This window comes from Rathayibacter sp. AC451 (assembly GCF_979253095.1).
On the sequence record NZ_CEEDBD010000001.1, the window covers coordinates 1,417,097 to 1,433,672 of the forward strand.

A 16,576-nucleotide genomic window follows, 5' to 3' on the forward strand; every position below is an offset into this window, starting at 1 on the left:
GCTCAACTCGGCGGGTAGAGGAAGAGCGGGACGCTCGAGGCCGGCACCGTGCGCGTGTGGTACGAGTGGTCGTTGCCCCAGTTGTACTCCTCGAGCGAGACCGTGCCGTCGGAGTTGACCGACTGCACGTACGCGACGTGGTTGCCCGTGAACCAGGCGACGCTGCCGGGCACCGGGGTGCTGCTGGTCACCCAGCCGTGCGACGCCCACTGGCCCGCCCAGGCGTAGGCGCTGCCTCCGCCCGGGGTCATGTTGCCCCAGGTCCACTTCCACGGAGCGCCCGTGGACCCCTGGTCGCGGTTGAGCCGCCACGCGACGAAGTCGACGCACTCGCGGTAGTAGTAGCGCAACGGCGAGAGTCCGCCGCCCTGGTCGTCCGTGAGCTGATCGCGCCACGGGTAGTCGTCGCCCTCCTCGCGGGGGGTGACCGAGGTGCTGGAGCCCGGAAGGGCCGTGCTCGTGCCGCTCGCAGCGGCCTCCTCTGCCTCCTGGGCCTGCTGCGCCTCGCGGGCGGCGCGCTCGGCCGCCTCGGCGAGGGCGCGCGCCTGGGCGGCGGCCTCGTCGAGCTGCTGCTGCGTGGGGGCCGTGAACGAGTCGCGGATCACCTGCTCCTGCGTCGCGGACGCCGAGACGGTGAGCTTCTGCGTGCCGAGTGCGCGGATGCGGGCGGCGGCCTCGACGGCGGCCTGGGAGTCGTCGGCGGGATCGAACGAGTAGGCGGGGAGCGCCATGACCGCGACCATGCCCGCGATGGCGGCGACGGCGACGGTGCTGACCGCGCCGCGCAGCGCCCGGGCGCCGCGACGGCGGACCGGGGGCACGGACGAGAGGACCGGGGGAACCGACGAGAGGACCGGGGCTGCGACGGACGTCGCGGGATGACCCGGAGCCGCGGGGACGGGAGGCGTCGTCGCGGGGACGGCGTCCGCGGGCACGATCGGCACGGCACCGGTCGTGGCGGAGCGGCGGCCGGCGGCGGGGCGCGCCGGTCGGTCGCCGCGGTGGGCGGCGTCGCCCTCGGACGAGTCCGAGCGGGGCTGCTGAGTTCCCGATGCGGAGGAGGACTCGGCCTCCCGGCGGCTGCGCCGGGTGGGGTGGTCGATCGCGCCCGTCCCGTCTCCGGTCGTCGGGCTCTCGTCCACCTGGTCGTCCGTCACTCCGTCACCCTTTTCATCCCGGACGAGGATACCCCGGGGGGCACCGTCGTCGCACCGTCCGGCGCGCCCTCACGACGTGCGCAGCGGGTGCGCCAGCTCGTCCGGTCCGAGGCGGGCGAGCAGGAGCGTGACGACCGCGGAGAGTGCCGCGAGGACTCCCACCACGGCGAACGTCCGACCGATGCCGACCGACTCGCCCACCGGGCCCGCGACGGCCATCGAGACCGGCATCAGCGCCAGCGAGACGAAGAAGTCCAGGCTCGAGACCCGGCCCAGCAGAGCCGGCGGCACCCGCTGCTGCAGCAGCGTGCCCCACAGCACCTGCGCGGCCGACCCGGTCACCCCGTCGAGGAACAGGATCGCCGCGATCATCCAGAGCCGGTCGACGAGGCCGAGGAGCGCGAACGGCAGCGTGCCCAGGCCCCACAGCAGGATCATCGTCGTCAGGTAGCGCCGCGGCACCGGGCGCGAGGAGACGACGAGGGAGCCCACGACGCCTCCCGCTCCGTACGCGGTGAGGGCGAGGGCGTAGCCTCCGGCTCCCGCACCGGTCTGATCGCGCACCGCGAAGGGCACGAGCACCTCGATCGGACCGACCACGAGGAACACGAGGACGACGGCGAACAGCAGCGTCGCCAGGAGCCAGCGCGTCCGCACCATGTAGCCGAACCCCTCGCGCAGGTCGCGGAGTGCGGAGCGCAGCGGTGATCCTCCGGCGGCCGGCGCGCGCTCGACGGGCACGGGTCCCATCAGGAGCAGGGCCGCGAGTCCGAGCGCGTACCCCAGCGCCGCGACGGCGAAGGCGGCCGAGGGAGCGGCCACCGCGATGACCGCCCCCGCGATCGCCGGTCCGGCCGCGCTCTGCGCGATGGGGCGCAGCGCTCCCTCGACGCCGTTCGCGGCGAGCAGCTGATCGGGCGGCAGCAGTCGGGGCAGGATCGCGGAGTACGCGGGGAAGAAGAACGCCTCGCCCACGCCGAGCACGAACGCGATCGCCGTCAGGTGAGCGACGGTGAGCACGCCGCCCGCCGCCAGGCCGACCGCTCCGAGCACCACCATGACCCGGGCGGCCTCCACCGCGATCAGCAGCCGGCGCTGGGGCACGCGGTCGGCGGCCACTCCCCCGAGCAGCACGGCGAGCACGAGGCCCGAGGCGCTGGCGGCCGCGACCAGCGAGACGTCGCTCGGCCCGCCGCCCAGGGCGATGACCTGCCAGACCAGCGCGACGATCCAGACACCGCTGGCGACGAGGGACAGCGCGAGCGCGCCGGCGAGGAACCGGTAGCGGCGGGTGCGGAAGGGCCGGAGGGCGCGAGGCAGCGCGACGGCCATGCGGGTTCCTCCTCCTCGTCGTCCGGAGCCGCCGGCGGTGGTGACGCGGGCAGCCGATCAGAGTAGCGTCCGAGGAGACGGAGCGGCAACGGAGCCGCCCGCGGGCGGAAGGAGTGCGCCGTGGTCACGAGCGAGCGCGTGTTCAGCGGTTTCAGCGTCGACGACATCGAGGCCGCGCGGGCCTTCTACGGCGGCGCGCTCGGGTTCGACGTGTCGGTGAACGCGATGGGGATCCTCGGGATCGACCTGCCCGGCGGCGGGCACGCGATCGCCTACCCGAAGCAGGACCACGTCCCCGCGACCTTCACGATCCTCAACCTCGCAGTCGACTCGGTGGACGACGCGGTCGCCGGGCTGAACGCCGTGGGAGTGACCACGAAGATCTACGACGACGACGAGCTGCCGACGGACGCGACCGGAGTGATGCGCGGCCACGGCCCGGACATCGCCTGGTTCCGCGACCCGGCGGGCAACGTGCTCAGCGTGATCGACGCGGGCTGAGCGCCGCGCGGCACACGCTCGGGAGCCGCCCGTTGACGACGAAACCCGGCCTCTGACGAGACCGGGTTTCGCTTTCTTGTTGCGGGGGCAGGATTTGAACCTACGACCTCTGGGTTATGAGCCCAGCGAGCTACCGAACTGCTCCACCCCGCGGCACAAGAAGAAACACTACACGCGGATCGGGAGGAGCGCAAATCGAGGACGGAGCAGATCGGGGCGCCGCCCGATCAGGAGCGCTTCGAGGCCGTGATCGCGAGCGCGAGCGGCAGCCACTCCTGCTCGGGCCAGGCCCAGGCGCCGTCCTCGCGCTGCACCAGCTGGGGCGCTACGCGCCAGGGTGCGATCGGCTCCTCGCGCAGCTCGGTGATCGAGAGGCCCGCACCGAGCAGGGCGGAGGCGATCGACCCGAGCGAGTGGCTCCACTCGTGGGCGCGATCGTTCTCGAAGGCGACGTCCGTGCCTGCGTAGTCGCCGGCACCCTCGACGACGCGCGGCTCACCGCCGCCGTCGTACGGCTGCTGGAAGCGCGGCTCCGGCCCCTCGGGCGAGCCGGTGAGCACGGCCGCGGCCGGATGCGTGTCGACGAACACGAACGAGCCGCCGGGCGCGAGGAACCACTCGACGATCCGCGCCCACTCGACGAGGTCCGGGAGCCACACGACGGTGCCCCAGGTCGTCACGACGACGTCGAAGGAGTCGGGCTCCGGCAGCATGTGCCGCAGCTCGTAGAGGTTGGAGCAGACGAAACGGGCGCGGCCGGCGAGTCCGAGCTCGGTCGCGAGACGACGCGCCTCGCGGACCGCCGCCATCGAGAAGTCGACGCCGATGACCTCTGCGCCGCGCTGGGCGAGCGCGAGGGTGTCGGCTCCGAAGTGGCACTGCAGGTGCAGGACCCGCTTGCCCTCCCAGCCGCCGGGGGCGACGCGGGCGAGCGACTCCTCCTCGACCGGGAAGAGCCGGCCCGCGCCGCCCCGCAGCGCCGACAGGTCGTAGAACGCGCTGCCGGCGTGCGCGGCGACGCGCTCGTCCCAGAGGGCGCGGTTCAGATCGAGCCACTCCCCCGAGCGCAGGTGCTCGCCCCGGTCCACCTGGACCATCGTGCTACTGCTGCCCCTCCGCCTCGAGCGCCCGGGTGAGGGCCTCGGTCAGCTGCTCGTCGGCTGCGGCGAAGGCGGTGAGGTCGCCGTCGCGCAGCGCCGCCTCGCGGGCTGCGAGCGCCGTGCTGGCGTCGGCGAGGGCCTGCTGCAGCGGCGTCTGGTCGCCCGTGCCGGTGTCGGTGTCGGTGCCGCCGGTCTCGGTGTCCGTCCCCGGGTCCGCACCGGTGTCGGTACCGGGATCGGTCCCGGTGCCGGTGTCGGGTGTGACCGGGGTGCCGGTGTCGCCCGCGTCCGCGCCCGAGTCCCCGCCGAAGAGGCTGTCGAGAGCCGCGTCGAGGGTGTCCTCGAAGGCGATGTCGTCACCGAACGCGACGAGCACCTTCTGCAGGAGCGGGAAGCTCGTGTCGCCGTTGGAGCTCACGTAGATCGGCTGCACGTAGAGCAGTCCGCCGCCCACCGGGAGGGTGAGCAGGTTGCCCCGGGTCACCGTCGTGTCGCCGCGCGAGAGCAGGGCGAGCTGGTTGGCGACCGTCGGGTCGGTGTTGAACGCGTTCTGCACCTGACCGGGGCCGGGCACCGTGTCGTCGCTCGGGAGCTCGAGCAGCCGCAGGGTCCCGTAGCCGTCGGCGACGCTCCCCTCGGTCGCGCCCGCGTCGGAATCGGCCACGAGGTACCCGGTGAGCACGTTGCGGCTCGCCTGGCTTCCGGGCGTGCTGGCCGGGATGTACGTCGAGTAGAGCGAGTACGACGGCACCTCGACGTCGGGCGTCTGGAGCGTCAGGTAGTACGGGGGCTGCAGCGAGTCCCCGCCGACCGCCGCGGCGGTCGAGGTGCCGCTGGTCGGGTCGTTCGGAGTCGACCAGGCCGCCTCGCGCGAGTAGAAGGAGCCCGCGTCCGTGACGTGGTAGGTGCCCAGGACCGCGCGCTGGACCTTGAAGAGGTCCTCGGGGTAGCGGACGTGGCTGAGCAGGTCGGCCGACATCTCGCTGATCGGCTCGACCGTGCTCGGGAAGATCTTCTGCCAGGTCTGCAGGATCGGGTCCTCGGTGTCCCACGCGTAGAGCGTGACGCTGCCGTCGTACGCGTCGACGGTCGCCTTCACCGAGTTGCGGATGTAGTTGACGTCGTCGGTCGGGAACTGCTGCTGCGTGTTCGTGTCGGCGATCGCCTGCGAGAGGCTCTGCACCTCCGAGTACGGGTACTCGGCGGAGGTGGTGTAGCCGTCGACCACCCAGACCACTCGGCCGTCCACGACGGTCGGGTAGGCGTCGGAGTCGAGCGTCAGGTAGGGGGCCACCTTCTGCACGCGGTCGACCGGATTGCGGTCGTAGAGGATCTGCGACTCGGTGTTGACCCCGTCCGACAGGAAGATCTGCTCGGACTGGAACTTGATCGCGTACACGAGCTTCTTGAACACGTTGTCGAGCGCGGGTCCGCCCTCGCCGTCGAAGGTCGTGTAGGTCTGCTGCTCGCCCTCGGTGCCCGACGGGTAGTCGAGCTCGATGTTGCGGTCGCCGTTCCCGCCGACGATCGAGTACGCCGGGGAGTTCTCGCCGAAGTAGATGCGCGGCTGGTAGTCGCCGAGATCACCGGTGGTCGGCACGCCCGACTCGATGAAGACGGGCTCGCCGTCGGCGGAGCGCTGGTTGCCGTACGCGGCGACCAGTCCGTAGCCGTGGGTGTAGACGAGGGTCTGGTTGTACCAGGTCTGGTTGTTGCCCAGACCGTTGAGGTTCAGCTCGCGGACGCCGACGACCGCGTCCTGGGTCGCGCCGTCGATGCTGTAGCGGTCGACGTCGAGGGCGTTCTGCTCATCGCCGAACGCGTAGTACTGACGGAACTGCTGGAGCTGCGAGAACGCGTCCGTCACGACGGCGGGGTCGAGGATGCGGATGTTCGCGGTGGTCTCGGCGTCGGAGCGCAGCGCGCCCGGCTCGGCGTCGGTGGTCGCGTCGTACGGGATGACCTGGACGTCGTCCACGCCGTACGCCTGGCGGGTCATCTCGATGTTGCGCTGGATGTAGGGCTCCTCGAGCGTGCGCTCGTTGGGCTCGACCTGGAACTTCTGCACGACCCACGGGTAGAGGGAGCCGACGAGCAGGCTCGAGACGATCAGGAGCGCGGTGCCGATGACGGGGAGGCGCCAGCGTCCGATGAACGCGGTGACGACGAAGAGGACCGCGACGAGCACGGCGACGCCGGCGAGGATCTGCAGGCCCGGGATGGTCGCGTTGACCGACGAGTAGGTCGCTCCGGTGATGCGGGCGCCCTGGTCGGTGAGGGTCGCGTACTGGTCGAGCCAGAGGCTGACGGCCTGCACGAGGAGGTAGAGCGCCGCGATGATCGCGAGCTGGATGCGCGAGGACTTCGAGATCCGGACCTCGCGGCCGTTCACGCGGATCGCGCCGTAGAGGTAGCCCGTGGCCAGAGTGGCGAGCGCCGAGATGATGAGGACCGCCGAGGCGAAGCCGACGAGGCTCTGGTAGAAGGGCAGCTCGAACAGGTAGAAGGACGTGTCCAGCCCGAACTGCGGGTCGATGTCGCCCGAGGGGGTGCGGTTCCAGAAGGTCAGGCTGGTCTGCCAGCGCGACGCCGACGAGACGCCCGCGAACAGTCCCAGGACCGCGGGGATGCCGAAGGTCGCCAGACGGCGCAGCGGCTCCACGACCTGCTGGTAGCGGTCGATCTGCGAGTTGAGCTTCGCGTAGACCGGGCGCAGGCGGTAGGCCAGCGTGAGGCTGATGAAGACCGGGATCGCCATGGCGGCGAAGCCGATGACGAAGAGCCCGCCGGCCGCCGCCCACTGCGTCGTGAGGACGGAGAGGAAGCCGAGCTGGTCGTACCAGAGGATGTCGGTGTAGAGACCGGCGAAGACGAAGAACGCCACCACCAGAACGGCCACCACCACGACAGTGACGGCGAGGACGCTCCGTCTCTTCCGCTGCGGGGTTTCGGTTGCTGTGGAACTCACGGATAGGCCTCTTGCTGTCGAGATGTGAGGGGAGGCCACCCATGCTATGCGACGGGTGCGGGCCCCACCTGAGCGTCGGCCTCGACAGCAGGAGGCGCGCGTCAGCCGATCGGAGTCGCCCCGTCGCAGGTGGGCAGTCCCGAGACGTCGCCGGAGGCGATGCCGTCGAGTGCGGCGAGCGCCTCGTCGAGCGTCGCCACGCTGAGCACGTCGATGCCGTCCGGCACGTGCCCGACGACCTCGCCGCAGTTCTGCGCGGGAGCGAGGAACCAGTCGGCGCCCGCCGCCACCGCGCCGAACATCTTCTGCCGGATGCCGCCGATGGGCCCGACCTGCCCGTCCGCGTCGATGGTGCCGGTGCCCGCCACCTCCTCGCCGCCGTTGAGCGAGCCCTCGGTGAGCTTGTCGATGATGCCGAGGGCGAACATCATGCCCGCGCTCGGGCCGCCGACGTCGTTCAGCTGGATGTCGACCTCGAAGGGGAAGTCGAAGGCCAGGCCGGCGACGATGCCGATCACCGCGGCGCCGTCGCTGTCGACGGGCACCACCTCGACGTCCTGGCGCGCGCCGTCGCGCTCGATCGTGAGGTCGACCGGGACACCGGCACCGGACGCCTGCACGGCGTCGCGGAGAGCGGCGACGTCGGACACGGGGGCGCCCTCGACCGCGACGACCGCGTCGCCCGGCTCGAGCACGTCGACGGAGGGCGAGTCCTCCGGGATCTGCACGACCGACACCTGCTGGGCGACCGGATAGCCGAGCTCGGTCAGCGCCACGGCGATCGCCTCCTGCTGCGAGTCGGTCATCTCGGCCTGGTTGGCCTCGTCGCGCTCCTGCACCGTGACCGATCTCGGGAAGATCGACTCCACCGGGACGACGGCCTTGCTGCGGTCGAACCAGGCGCCGACGATCTCGACCCAGTTGGGCAGGCTCTCGGGATTCCCGACGACCGAGACGGTCAGCATGTCGAGCGTGCCGGTCGTGGGGTAGGTGGGCTCGTCGGGGATGGAGATGAGCGGGACGTCCTCGCCGTCGGCCTCGCTGGTGCCGAGGGTGTCGAAGACGGGACCCGGCTGCTCGATGACGTAAGGGGCGGGCGCGATGCCCAGCGCGACCACCAGGGCGACGCCCGAGAACAGCACGGTCAGGTCCCACCCACGCCCGCTTCCCGCGTGAGGGCGAGTGCCGGGGATCGTCGGAGAACAGCGTCACGGGGGCCTTCCTCAGGGCGTGCGGGGAAGCTCCGCCGGAGTGTTCGCGGCGGGCGGAAGCGGGCCCTGCGGTTGCGGTCGTCTTCAGGCCGATCGCCCGGGCACTCGGGCTAACGTAGCTTGCACGACTGGGAGTCGAGTCACGATCCCGCGCCCGTCACGGGCGTTCACCCGAACGACGGAGGGCTGATCCGAATGGCCGCAGGCGACAGTGCTGACCGACCCGGCGAGGGGTCGGAGGACGAGTTCCGCGAGATGCTGAGCCGGTTCCTCTCGGGTGACGGTCCGATCGATCCGTCGCAGCTCGCGGGCGCCGCCGGACTCCCGAACGACCCGGTCGCCCTGCAGAACCTGCTCTCGCAGCTGCAGCGCGCGATGCAGCAGAACGGCGACGGCATCAACTGGACGCTCGCGAGCGAGCAGGCCAAGCAGCTCGCCCGCGCCGACTCCGCGCCGGTCACGGACTCAGTGCGGGCCCCCTTCGACGCGGCCTTCGGCGTCGCGGCCCTCTGGCTGGACGAGGTCGCCTACGTCTCGGAGCTCTCCCGCCCGCCGCGCACGATCAGCCGCCTCGAGTGGATCTCGCTCACGATGCCGGTGTGGACGCAGCTCGCCGAGCCCGTCGCCCTGAGCATCTCGGACGCGCTGACCCGCGTGATGCGCGAGCAGGCGCCGGAGGAGATGCGCGAGATGATCGCCGGAGCCGAGGGCATGATGCGCGGCATCGGCGGAACGCTCTTCGCCCTCCAGCTCGGCCAGGTCGTCGGGCAGCTCGCCGCGGAGGTCGTCTCGGGAGGCGACATCGGGATCCCCCTGCTCGAGGAGAACGACGCCGCGATCCTGCCGCAGAACGTGGCCGCGTTCGGCGAGGGACTCGACATCCCGATCGACCAGGTGCAGATCTACCTGGCCGTGCGCGAGCTCGCTCACGCCCGCCTCTTCCGCCACGGCAAGTGGCTCCGACTGGCCCTCATCTCGCAGATCACCGACTTCGCGCGCGGCATCAGCATCGACACCACCCGCCTCGAGGAGCTCGCCGGGAACTTCGACCCGTCGAACCCCGAGGAGCTGCGCGACGCGATGACCTCCGGCGCGCTGATCCCGCCCAAGACCGAGGAGCAGCTCGCGGCGCACGGCCGCCTCGAGACGGTCCTCGCGCTGATCGAGGGCTGGGTCGACGTCGTGACCGCGGCCGCGACCACCCGCCTGCCCAGCGCCGGGGCGATCGCCGAGACCGTCCGCCGCCGCCGCGCCTCGGGCGGCCCGGCCGAGTCCGCGTTCGCGACGCTCGTCGGCCTGGAGCTGCGCCCGCGCCGGCTCCGCGACGCCGCCGCCATGTGGCAGGCGGTGACCGACGCCGTCGGACCGGAGGCGCGCGACAGCCTGTGGTCGCACCCCGATCTGCTGCCGGGTTCCGAGGATCTCGACGACCCGAGCCGCCTCGTGGCCCGCCTGAGCGCGGAGGCCCGCGGCGAGACCCCGGAGCCCGACGAGATGGACCGCGCGCTCGAGGAGCTGCTCAACGGCGGCACCCCCGACGCTCCCCGGCCGACGGAGCGGGCGACGGCCCGGACGACGCGGCCGGCCCGACGGGCGACCGCCCGGTCTGATCGCCTCCGGCGGCGGGACCTGTGGAGAACTCCCCCGGCCCCGCCGCCGACTCGGCCATGCTCTCGGCATGGTCCTCCGACTCGATCCCCGGTTCCCGCTCCTCTGGCGCTCAGCGACCGCGATGCAGGTCGGGCTCGACCGCCCGCACGTGGTCCTCGACGGCGTCGGCTACGCGGAGGAGCTGCTGCTGCACGCGCTGCGGGTGGGCACCAGCGCCGGAACCGCGCGGCTGATCGCGCGGCGGGCGGGCGCGTCCGACGAGCGGATCGACGAGCTGCTCGAAGCGCTGCGCCCGGTGCTGTCGCGCAACGTCTCACCCGGCCCTCCCCGCACCGCGCGTGGTCGTCGAGGGCGACGGCACCGCGGCGGACGCCCTGCGGAGCCTGCTGCGTGGCGAGGGCTGCGAGCTGGTCGGGGAGGACGCGGTGCCCGACGTCGCCGTGCTGCTGGCCGACTTCGCGGTCGCTCCGGTCCGGGCCGCGCACTGGCTGGCCGCCGACGTGCCCCACCTGGCGGTCGTCTTCGGCGACGAGGCGGTGCGGGTCGGGCCGCTGGTCGAACCGGGCGCGGGCCCGTGCCTGCACTGCGCCGAGCGCGACCGGATCGACCTCGATCCCGAGTGGCCGCGGCTCGTCATCCAGGTGCTCGGCCGACGCGCGCCGACCCGGACCGCGCTCGCGAGCGCCGCGATCGCCGTCGTGGCGGCCGACGCCGTGCTGCGCCGCGTCCTCGCGGGCGGGACGGCGCTGAGCGACCGGGAGCGGATCTACTCCGACGCCTCGGGCGGCTTCAGCGAGCGGCGGCTGGAGCCGCACCGCGAGTGCGCGTGCCGAGCTCTTCCAGGAAGCGGGACGGCTCCCTCCGCGTCACCCGGCCCACCGTCGAGCGCGACCACGAGAGGCGCAGGCGCCGCCGCGCGCGGGTGATGCCGACGTAGAGCAGGCGGCGCTCCTCGTCGATGCCCTCGAGATCCGCTCGCGTAGGAGATGGGGAGCAGTCCCTCCGAGAGGCCCATCAGGTGGACCGAGTCCCACTCGAGGCCCTTGGCCGAGTGGATGGTCGCGAGGGTGACCGCCGCGCGGTCCGGCTCGTGGTGCACCTGCTGCCGGGCGAGGAGGTCGTCGGTGAACTGCCGGAACGTCCAGTCGGCGGGAGCCTCGTCGACGAGGCGGGCGAGGGTGTCGAGCGACTCCCACCGATCGCGCACGGCACCGGGGGCCGACGGCGGCTCCGCGCTCCAGCCGAGCGAGCGGAGGACGTCGCTGACCGACTTGAAGAGCGGCTCCCCCGCGATCGAGACGGAGGCGGCGCGCAGCTGCATCACCGCCTGCTTCACCTCCGGCAGGTCGAAGAACCGCTTGCCGCCGCGCATGTACGCGCTGACACCGCGCTCGGTGAGGGCGTGCTCGAGCACCGCCGACTGCGAGTTGGTGCGGAACAGGATCGCGATGTCGGAGGGCCGCACTCCCGCCTCGATGTCGGCGGCGACGCGGGCGGCCACTCCGCGCGCCTCCGCGATGTCGTCGGGGTACGCGTCGATCGACGGCTCCGGCGCCTCGCCCTTCTCGACCGCGTGCAGCACGAGCGCACCCGGGCGCCCGCGCATGAGCCGGTTCGCGGTCTGCACGATCGGGGTCGCGGACCGGTAGTTCTCCTCGAGGCGCACCACGGTGGCGGCGGGCCAGTGCGCGGGGAAGTCGAGGAGGTAGTCCGCCCGCGCGCCGGCGAAGGAGTAGATGGTCTGGCTCGCGTCGCCCACGACGCAGAGGTCGCTCCGGTCGCCCAGCCAGAGCTCGAGCAGCCGCTGCTGCAACGGGTTCACGTCCTGGTACTCGTCGACGACGAAGAAGCGGTACTGCTCGCGCACCTGCATGGCCATCGCGGGCTCGGACTCGAGCATGCCGGCGGTGACGAGGAGCACGTCCTCGAAGTCGATCTGCCGGCGCTGGTCCTTCAGCCCCTCGTACTCGTCGACCAGGGCGACGGTCTGATCGAGCGTGAGCCGACCGGGCAGGGTCCGCGTGCGCGCGGCGACGGCGTACTGCTCGAGCGACAGCGCCGAGACCTTCCGCCACTCGATCTCGGCCGAGAGGTCGCGCAGCGTCGCGGTGTCGAGCTTGAGACGGAGCCGCTCGGCCGCGTGGCCCAGCAGGCGGGCCTTGCCGTCCAGCAGCTGGGGCATCGTGCCGCCGACCAGCTGCGGCCAGAAGTAGCCGAGCTGCGAGAGCGCGGCGGCGTGGAACGTGCGCGCCTGCACCCCTCCTGCACCGAGGACGCGCAGGCGCGAGCGCAGCTCCGCGGCCGAGCGGCTCGTGAAGGTCAGCGCCATCACGCGGCCCGGGGTGTAGACGCCCGTGGCCACGCCGTGCGCGATGCGGTGCGTGATGGTGCGGGTCTTTCCGGTGCCCGCTCCCGCGAGCACACAGACCGGCCCGAGCAGCGCCTCCGCCGCCTCCCGCTGCCCCTCGTCGAGCCCGTCGAGCAGGCTCACGCGATGGGCCCGTTCTCGAGCTCGCCCCCGTACCAGTCCTCGATCATGGCGCGGGCGATGGAGGAGCGGCCGGGCAAAAGCACCGACTCGAGCGAGTCGCGCAGCTGGTCGCGGGTGAACCAGCGCAGGTCGACGATCTCCTCGCCGTCCGGTCGCAGCGCCGCGGGCTCCTGATCGGGCGCGAGGCGGGCGGTGAAGCCGACCATCAGCGACGCGGGGAACGGCCACGGCTGCGAGCCGAGATAGGCGGGGTCGACGACGCGCATGCCCGACTCCTCGAAGATCTCGCGCACGACGGCCGCCTCGAGCGACTCGCCCGGCTCGACGAAGCCGGCGAGCAGCGAGAAGCGGTCGCTCCCCCACATGGCGTTCGAGCCCAGGAGCAGGCGGTCGTCGGCGTCGAGGACGCAGACGATGATCGCGGGGTCGGTCCGCGGGAAGACCTGGCTGCCGTCGGTCGGCGAGCGGCGGACCCAGCCGCCCTGCTCGACGACGGTCGGGTCGCCGTTGCGCGGGGAGTAGGCGTGCACGGCGTGCCAGTTAGCCATCGCGAGCGCCTCGGTGAAGAGGCCCGCGTCGCGGCGGCTGAGGCGCTCGGCGATCGGGCGCAGCTGGCTCCAGCGCGACTCGTCGGGCTCGAGCTCGAGGGCGGCCGCCTCGGTCAGCACGGTGGCGACGACCGGCGTGCCCGCGGGCTCGCCGTCGGCGTCGACCGTGGTCCGACCGAGGTAGACGCGGAGCGTGCCTGAGGTGACGGAGTCGGCCCTCTGCAGCGCGAGGCGGTCGCCGTCGACCAGGGCGCGGTCCTTCCGCAGGGCCAGGACGCGCGTCGCCGGGTCGGCGAGAAGCTCGTCGTAGAGGTCGGGACGGGCTCGGGAGAGGTAGTCGCGGTCGACGGCCTGGCGAGCGAGCGGGAGGCGATCGGTGAAGGGCGTGGTCATTCGGGGGCTCTTTCCAGGAGGCGGTGCCGCGGGACGGGAGACGCCCGCGGGTCGGTCCGCAGCGGGTCGGCGTCCGGCGGTGCCGGGGCCGGATCCCGAGCACGGCATCGGCGGGAGAGCGCGTGGCGGTCGGGCCGGTCGGGCGCGGAGCGACCTAACCTAGAACCCATGGCCAGATCCCATCTCACTCTAGCCGCGCTGGCCACTTCGGCCGTCGAGGGCCTCGACGTCCGGACCGCGCGAGCGTTCACCCACTCGACCCACGGCGACTTCGACTCGGCGCTCGTCACCAGCCGCGACGGCGCCCGCCTGCTCGTGCGGGTGCCGACCTCCGCTCTGGCCGAGCAGGAGCAGCTCGGCGACCTCGTGGCGCTGCGGGCGCTGACCGCGGGGATCCGCAGCCGACTGCCCTTCGACCTGCACACGAGCGTCGGTCAGGCCCCCTACGACGGCACGCGCGCCGTCGTCTACGAGTTCCTCGACGGCGACCGCGTGCTCATCGACGACGTCGCCCCCTCGAGCGGACTCGCCGACTCGGTCGGCCGCGCGATCGGCGCGATCCACTCGCTGCCCGCGTCGTTCGTGCAGGAGGCGGGACTGCCCGTCGCCACCGCCCGCGACAGCCTGAACGAGACCGTCGCCGTGATCGAGCGCGCCGCCGACACGGGGCACGTGCCCGCCGCGCTCGTCGCCCGGTGGGAGACCGCCTCGTCGGACGAGGCCCTCTGGCGGTTCGATCCGACGGTCGTCAACGGCTCGATGACCTCCGACTCGTTCCTGCGCTCCGGCGACGTCGTGACCGCGGTGCTCGGCTGGGCCGCCCTGCGCGTGGGCGATCCCGCCCGCGATCTGCACTGGCTCCTCAGCGCCCCCGGCGCCGGGACCGCCTTCGCCGCCTACTCGCGGATGCGCGCGGGAGCGGTCGACCGGACCCTCCGCCAGCGGGCGCAGCTCTACGCCGAGCTCGAGCTCGCGCGCTGGCTGCTGCACGGCACCGAGACCGACGACTCGGCGATCGTCGACGACGCGGTCGCGATGCTCGACACCCTCGTCGACAGCGTGCTGGGCGACCTGTCGGCTCCGCTCTCGACCGACACCGGGCCGGTGCTCGAGGTCTCGGAGGTCGAGGAGCTGCTGAACCGCACTCCCGGCGCCCGGACGGGCTCTCACGGACGCGGCCTCGCCCCCAGGGCCGAGGAGAGCGACTCCGACAGCTCGCGCTCCGAGTAGAAGCGCTCGGGCCGGAGCACCAGGTCGTCGGCGACGAAGTAGAACACGGCGTCGATGCTCTCCAGCGGCACGCCCTTCCACTTCGCGAAGGCGAGCCGGTAGAGCGCGAGCTGGAACTGCTTGAGCTCGAGGTCGGCGGCGTCCTCCGGCGCACGCCCGGTCTTCCAGTCGACGATCTGGAAGCCGTCGCCGTCGGGGTACACCGCGTCGATCTTGCAGACCACGACGTGCTCGGCGAGCTGCAGGTGGATCTCGATCTCGACGGCCTCCGGGCGGCGGTCCGCCCACTCCGACCGCTCGAAGGTCTCGACGAGGGCCGCGAGCCGCTCCTGCTCCACCGTCGTCGCGCCCGGATCGTCGAGCTCGTCGGGGAAGGTGTCGACCGCCTCCGCCTCGCCCTGGATGCCGAAGCGGTTCTCGACCCACGAGTGGAAGGTCGTGCCGAGCCGGGTCTGCCGGTACGGCCGCTCCGGCATCGGCCGGCGCAGCTGCGCGGCGACCTCCTCGGGAGCGCTCACCACGTCCTTGAACCGCGAGGCCGGGATGCGGACGGGCAGCGCGACGCGCTCGCCGCCGGCGAGGCGGACGGCCCGCTCGGCGAGCAGCAGCCGGACGTCCTCGCCGCGCGCACCGAGGAGGGCCGGCTCGGCCAGGCGGACCCGCCCGGCTGCGGCGCGGACCCGCTCACCGCGCGAGCCCAGCGGATCGTGGGGCCAGCGGAAGGTCCGCGGGGCCCGCTCGAGCGGGTTCTCGAGGTTCGCGGGCTCGATGGGGAGCTCCGGGAGGGTGCCGGCCTCGGCGAGGTCGCGGAGGAAGACCCCCGGACCGCGGGGCTTGGACTGACCCGCCCACCACGATCCGCTCAGCAGGAGGTGGTGACGGGCGCGGGTGACGGCGACGTAGGCCAGCCGGCGCTCCTCCGCCTCGTTGCGCTCGCGCAGGACGGCGCCGAAGTCGCCGATCGCGTCGACCACGTCCTTCTGGGTCTCGCAGCCGCGCCAGTCGAGGTCCGGCAGCTCGGCGGCGTCGCCGCGAAAGGCGTACGGCATCGCGCCCAGGCGCACCCAGCCGCGGAACCCCTCGACGGGAGTGCCGGGGAGCTCGCCGTCGACCATGCGCGGCACCGCGACGAGGTCCCACTCCAGACCCTTCGAGCCGTGGATGGTGAGCAGCTGCACGGTGCCGGGCTCGGGATCCTCCGGGCGGGGCGCCAGGCCGTCGCGCTTGTCGGCGAGGACGAGCCAGCGGAGGAAGCCGCGGAGGGACGAGCCGGTGCCGGCACCCCGGTCGTCGGTCTGCAGATAGCCGGAGACGGCGTCGCGGAAGGCCTCGAGATTGGCCCGGCCCTCGCTGCGCGACTCGTTGGCCTCCACCTCGATGTCGAGTCCGAGCTCCTGCTCGACGAGGGTGGTGAAGTCGAGGAGGTCCAGGCCCGCACGGGCCCGGAGCCGCGCGAACAGGGTGCCGGCGTCGTGCAGCCGCCGAGAGCCCCGCCTCGCTGAAGGCCGACAGTGCGGAGTGGTCGATCCGGCCGTCCTCCCCCGGTCGACGCGACGCGATGAAGTCGAGCGCCTCGATGATCGAGCCGCCCTCCCCCTCGGTGACGGACGCGCGCATCCGCTCGCGCACCTCCTCGGGGAGCAGGCGGTGCGCGTGATCGCGCGACGCGAGCCAGGAGGCGAGATCGCGGAGGGCGCGCAGGTCGCGCACTCCGATCCGCCAGCGCGCTCCGGCGAGCAGGCGCACGAGCTCGCTGCCCGCGGCCGGATCCTCCACGACGGTGAGGGCCGCGACCAGGTCGGCGATCTCGGGCTGGCGGAGGAGCCCGCCGATCCCGAGGATGTGGTACCTGACCCCGTGCTTCGCCAGCGCGGCGGCGAAGCGGTCCATGTGCGCGCGGACGCGGAAGAGCGCCGCGGCCGAGGGCGGCTCCGGGCTCTCGGCGAGGCGGCCCGCGAACCAACGCGCGACATCGTCGGCCTCCTCCTCGATCGTCTCGGGGAAGGTCAGCTCGACCGGGTGCCCGCTCGCCGC

Annotated in this window: 9 protein-coding genes, 1 tRNA gene and 2 pseudogenes; 3 read left to right on the plus strand and 9 right to left on the minus strand. The window is 72.9% G+C overall.

The annotated features are described in order from the left end of the window. Positions 1-2 precede the first annotated feature (2 nt). Together AC0CID_RS06830 and AC0CID_RS06835 are read right to left on the minus strand one after the other, a co-directional pair. Entirely contained in the window at positions 3-1,157 is a 1,155-nt protein-coding gene (locus tag AC0CID_RS06830) for a CHAP domain-containing protein (protein ID WP_465226221.1), read from the minus strand. A gap of 69 nt (positions 1,158-1,226) precedes the next feature. Further along, entirely contained in the window at positions 1,227-2,489 is a 1,263-nt protein-coding gene (locus AC0CID_RS06835) for an MFS transporter (protein WP_465226222.1), read from the minus strand. Positions 2,490-2,609: 120 nt separating this feature from the next. Between AC0CID_RS06835 and AC0CID_RS06840 the strand changes: the two genes are divergently transcribed. After that, on the plus strand, positions 2,610-2,990 hold the full coding sequence (locus AC0CID_RS06840) for a VOC family protein (protein WP_465226223.1): 381 nt from the start codon (positions 2,610-2,612) through the stop codon (positions 2,988-2,990). Between the two features lie 79 nt (positions 2,991-3,069). Here the strand turns inward: AC0CID_RS06840 and AC0CID_RS06845 are convergent. The 4 genes from AC0CID_RS06845 to AC0CID_RS06860 form a co-directional block, all read right to left on the minus strand. After that, positions 3,070-3,143: transfer RNA gene (locus tag AC0CID_RS06845), tRNA-Met, on the minus strand. 74 nt (positions 3,144-3,217) lie between these two features. Then, complete coding sequence (locus AC0CID_RS06850) at positions 3,218-4,087, minus strand: class I SAM-dependent methyltransferase (protein WP_465226224.1); 870 nt, start codon at positions 4,085-4,087, stop codon at positions 3,218-3,220. A 4-nt stretch (positions 4,088-4,091) separates the two neighbouring features. Further along, complete coding sequence (locus AC0CID_RS06855; RefSeq protein ID WP_465226225.1) at positions 4,092-7,058, minus strand: UPF0182 family membrane protein; 2,967 nt, start codon at positions 7,056-7,058, stop codon at positions 4,092-4,094. 101 nt (positions 7,059-7,159) lie between these two features. After that, positions 7,160-8,200, minus strand: coding sequence for a YlbL family protein (locus tag AC0CID_RS06860; protein ID WP_465226226.1), 1,041 nt, complete (start codon positions 8,198-8,200; stop codon positions 7,160-7,162). Between the two features lie 264 nt (positions 8,201-8,464). Here AC0CID_RS06860 and AC0CID_RS06865 point away from each other — a divergent pair. Continuing rightward, positions 8,465-9,879 (plus strand): annotated as a pseudogene (locus AC0CID_RS06865) (zinc-dependent metalloprotease). 790 nt (positions 9,880-10,669) lie between these two features. Here the strand turns inward: AC0CID_RS06865 and AC0CID_RS06870 are convergent. Together AC0CID_RS06870 and nudC are read right to left on the minus strand one after the other, a co-directional pair. Further along, positions 10,670-12,371: pseudogene (locus AC0CID_RS06870) on the minus strand (ATP-dependent helicase). Continuing rightward, positions 12,368-13,312: an NAD(+) diphosphatase gene (gene nudC / locus AC0CID_RS06875; protein ID WP_465226227.1), complete on the minus strand. Its 945-nt coding sequence runs from the start codon at positions 13,310-13,312 to the stop codon at positions 12,368-12,370. Before nudC ends, AC0CID_RS06870 begins: the two are co-directional and overlap by 4 nt. 168 nt (positions 13,313-13,480) lie before the next feature. On the opposite strand from nudC, the gene AC0CID_RS06880 reads away from it, so the two are divergent. Further along, on the plus strand, positions 13,481-14,542 hold the full coding sequence (locus AC0CID_RS06880) for a phosphotransferase (protein ID WP_251945621.1): 1,062 nt from the start codon (positions 13,481-13,483) through the stop codon (positions 14,540-14,542). Here AC0CID_RS06880 and AC0CID_RS06885 read toward each other — a convergent pair. Beyond that, positions 14,479-15,915: a PD-(D/E)XK nuclease family protein gene (locus AC0CID_RS06885; protein WP_465226228.1), complete on the minus strand. Its 1,437-nt coding sequence runs from the start codon at positions 15,913-15,915 to the stop codon at positions 14,479-14,481. The genes AC0CID_RS06880 and AC0CID_RS06885 overlap by 64 nt on opposite strands. Positions 15,916-16,576: the final 661 nt, after the last annotated feature.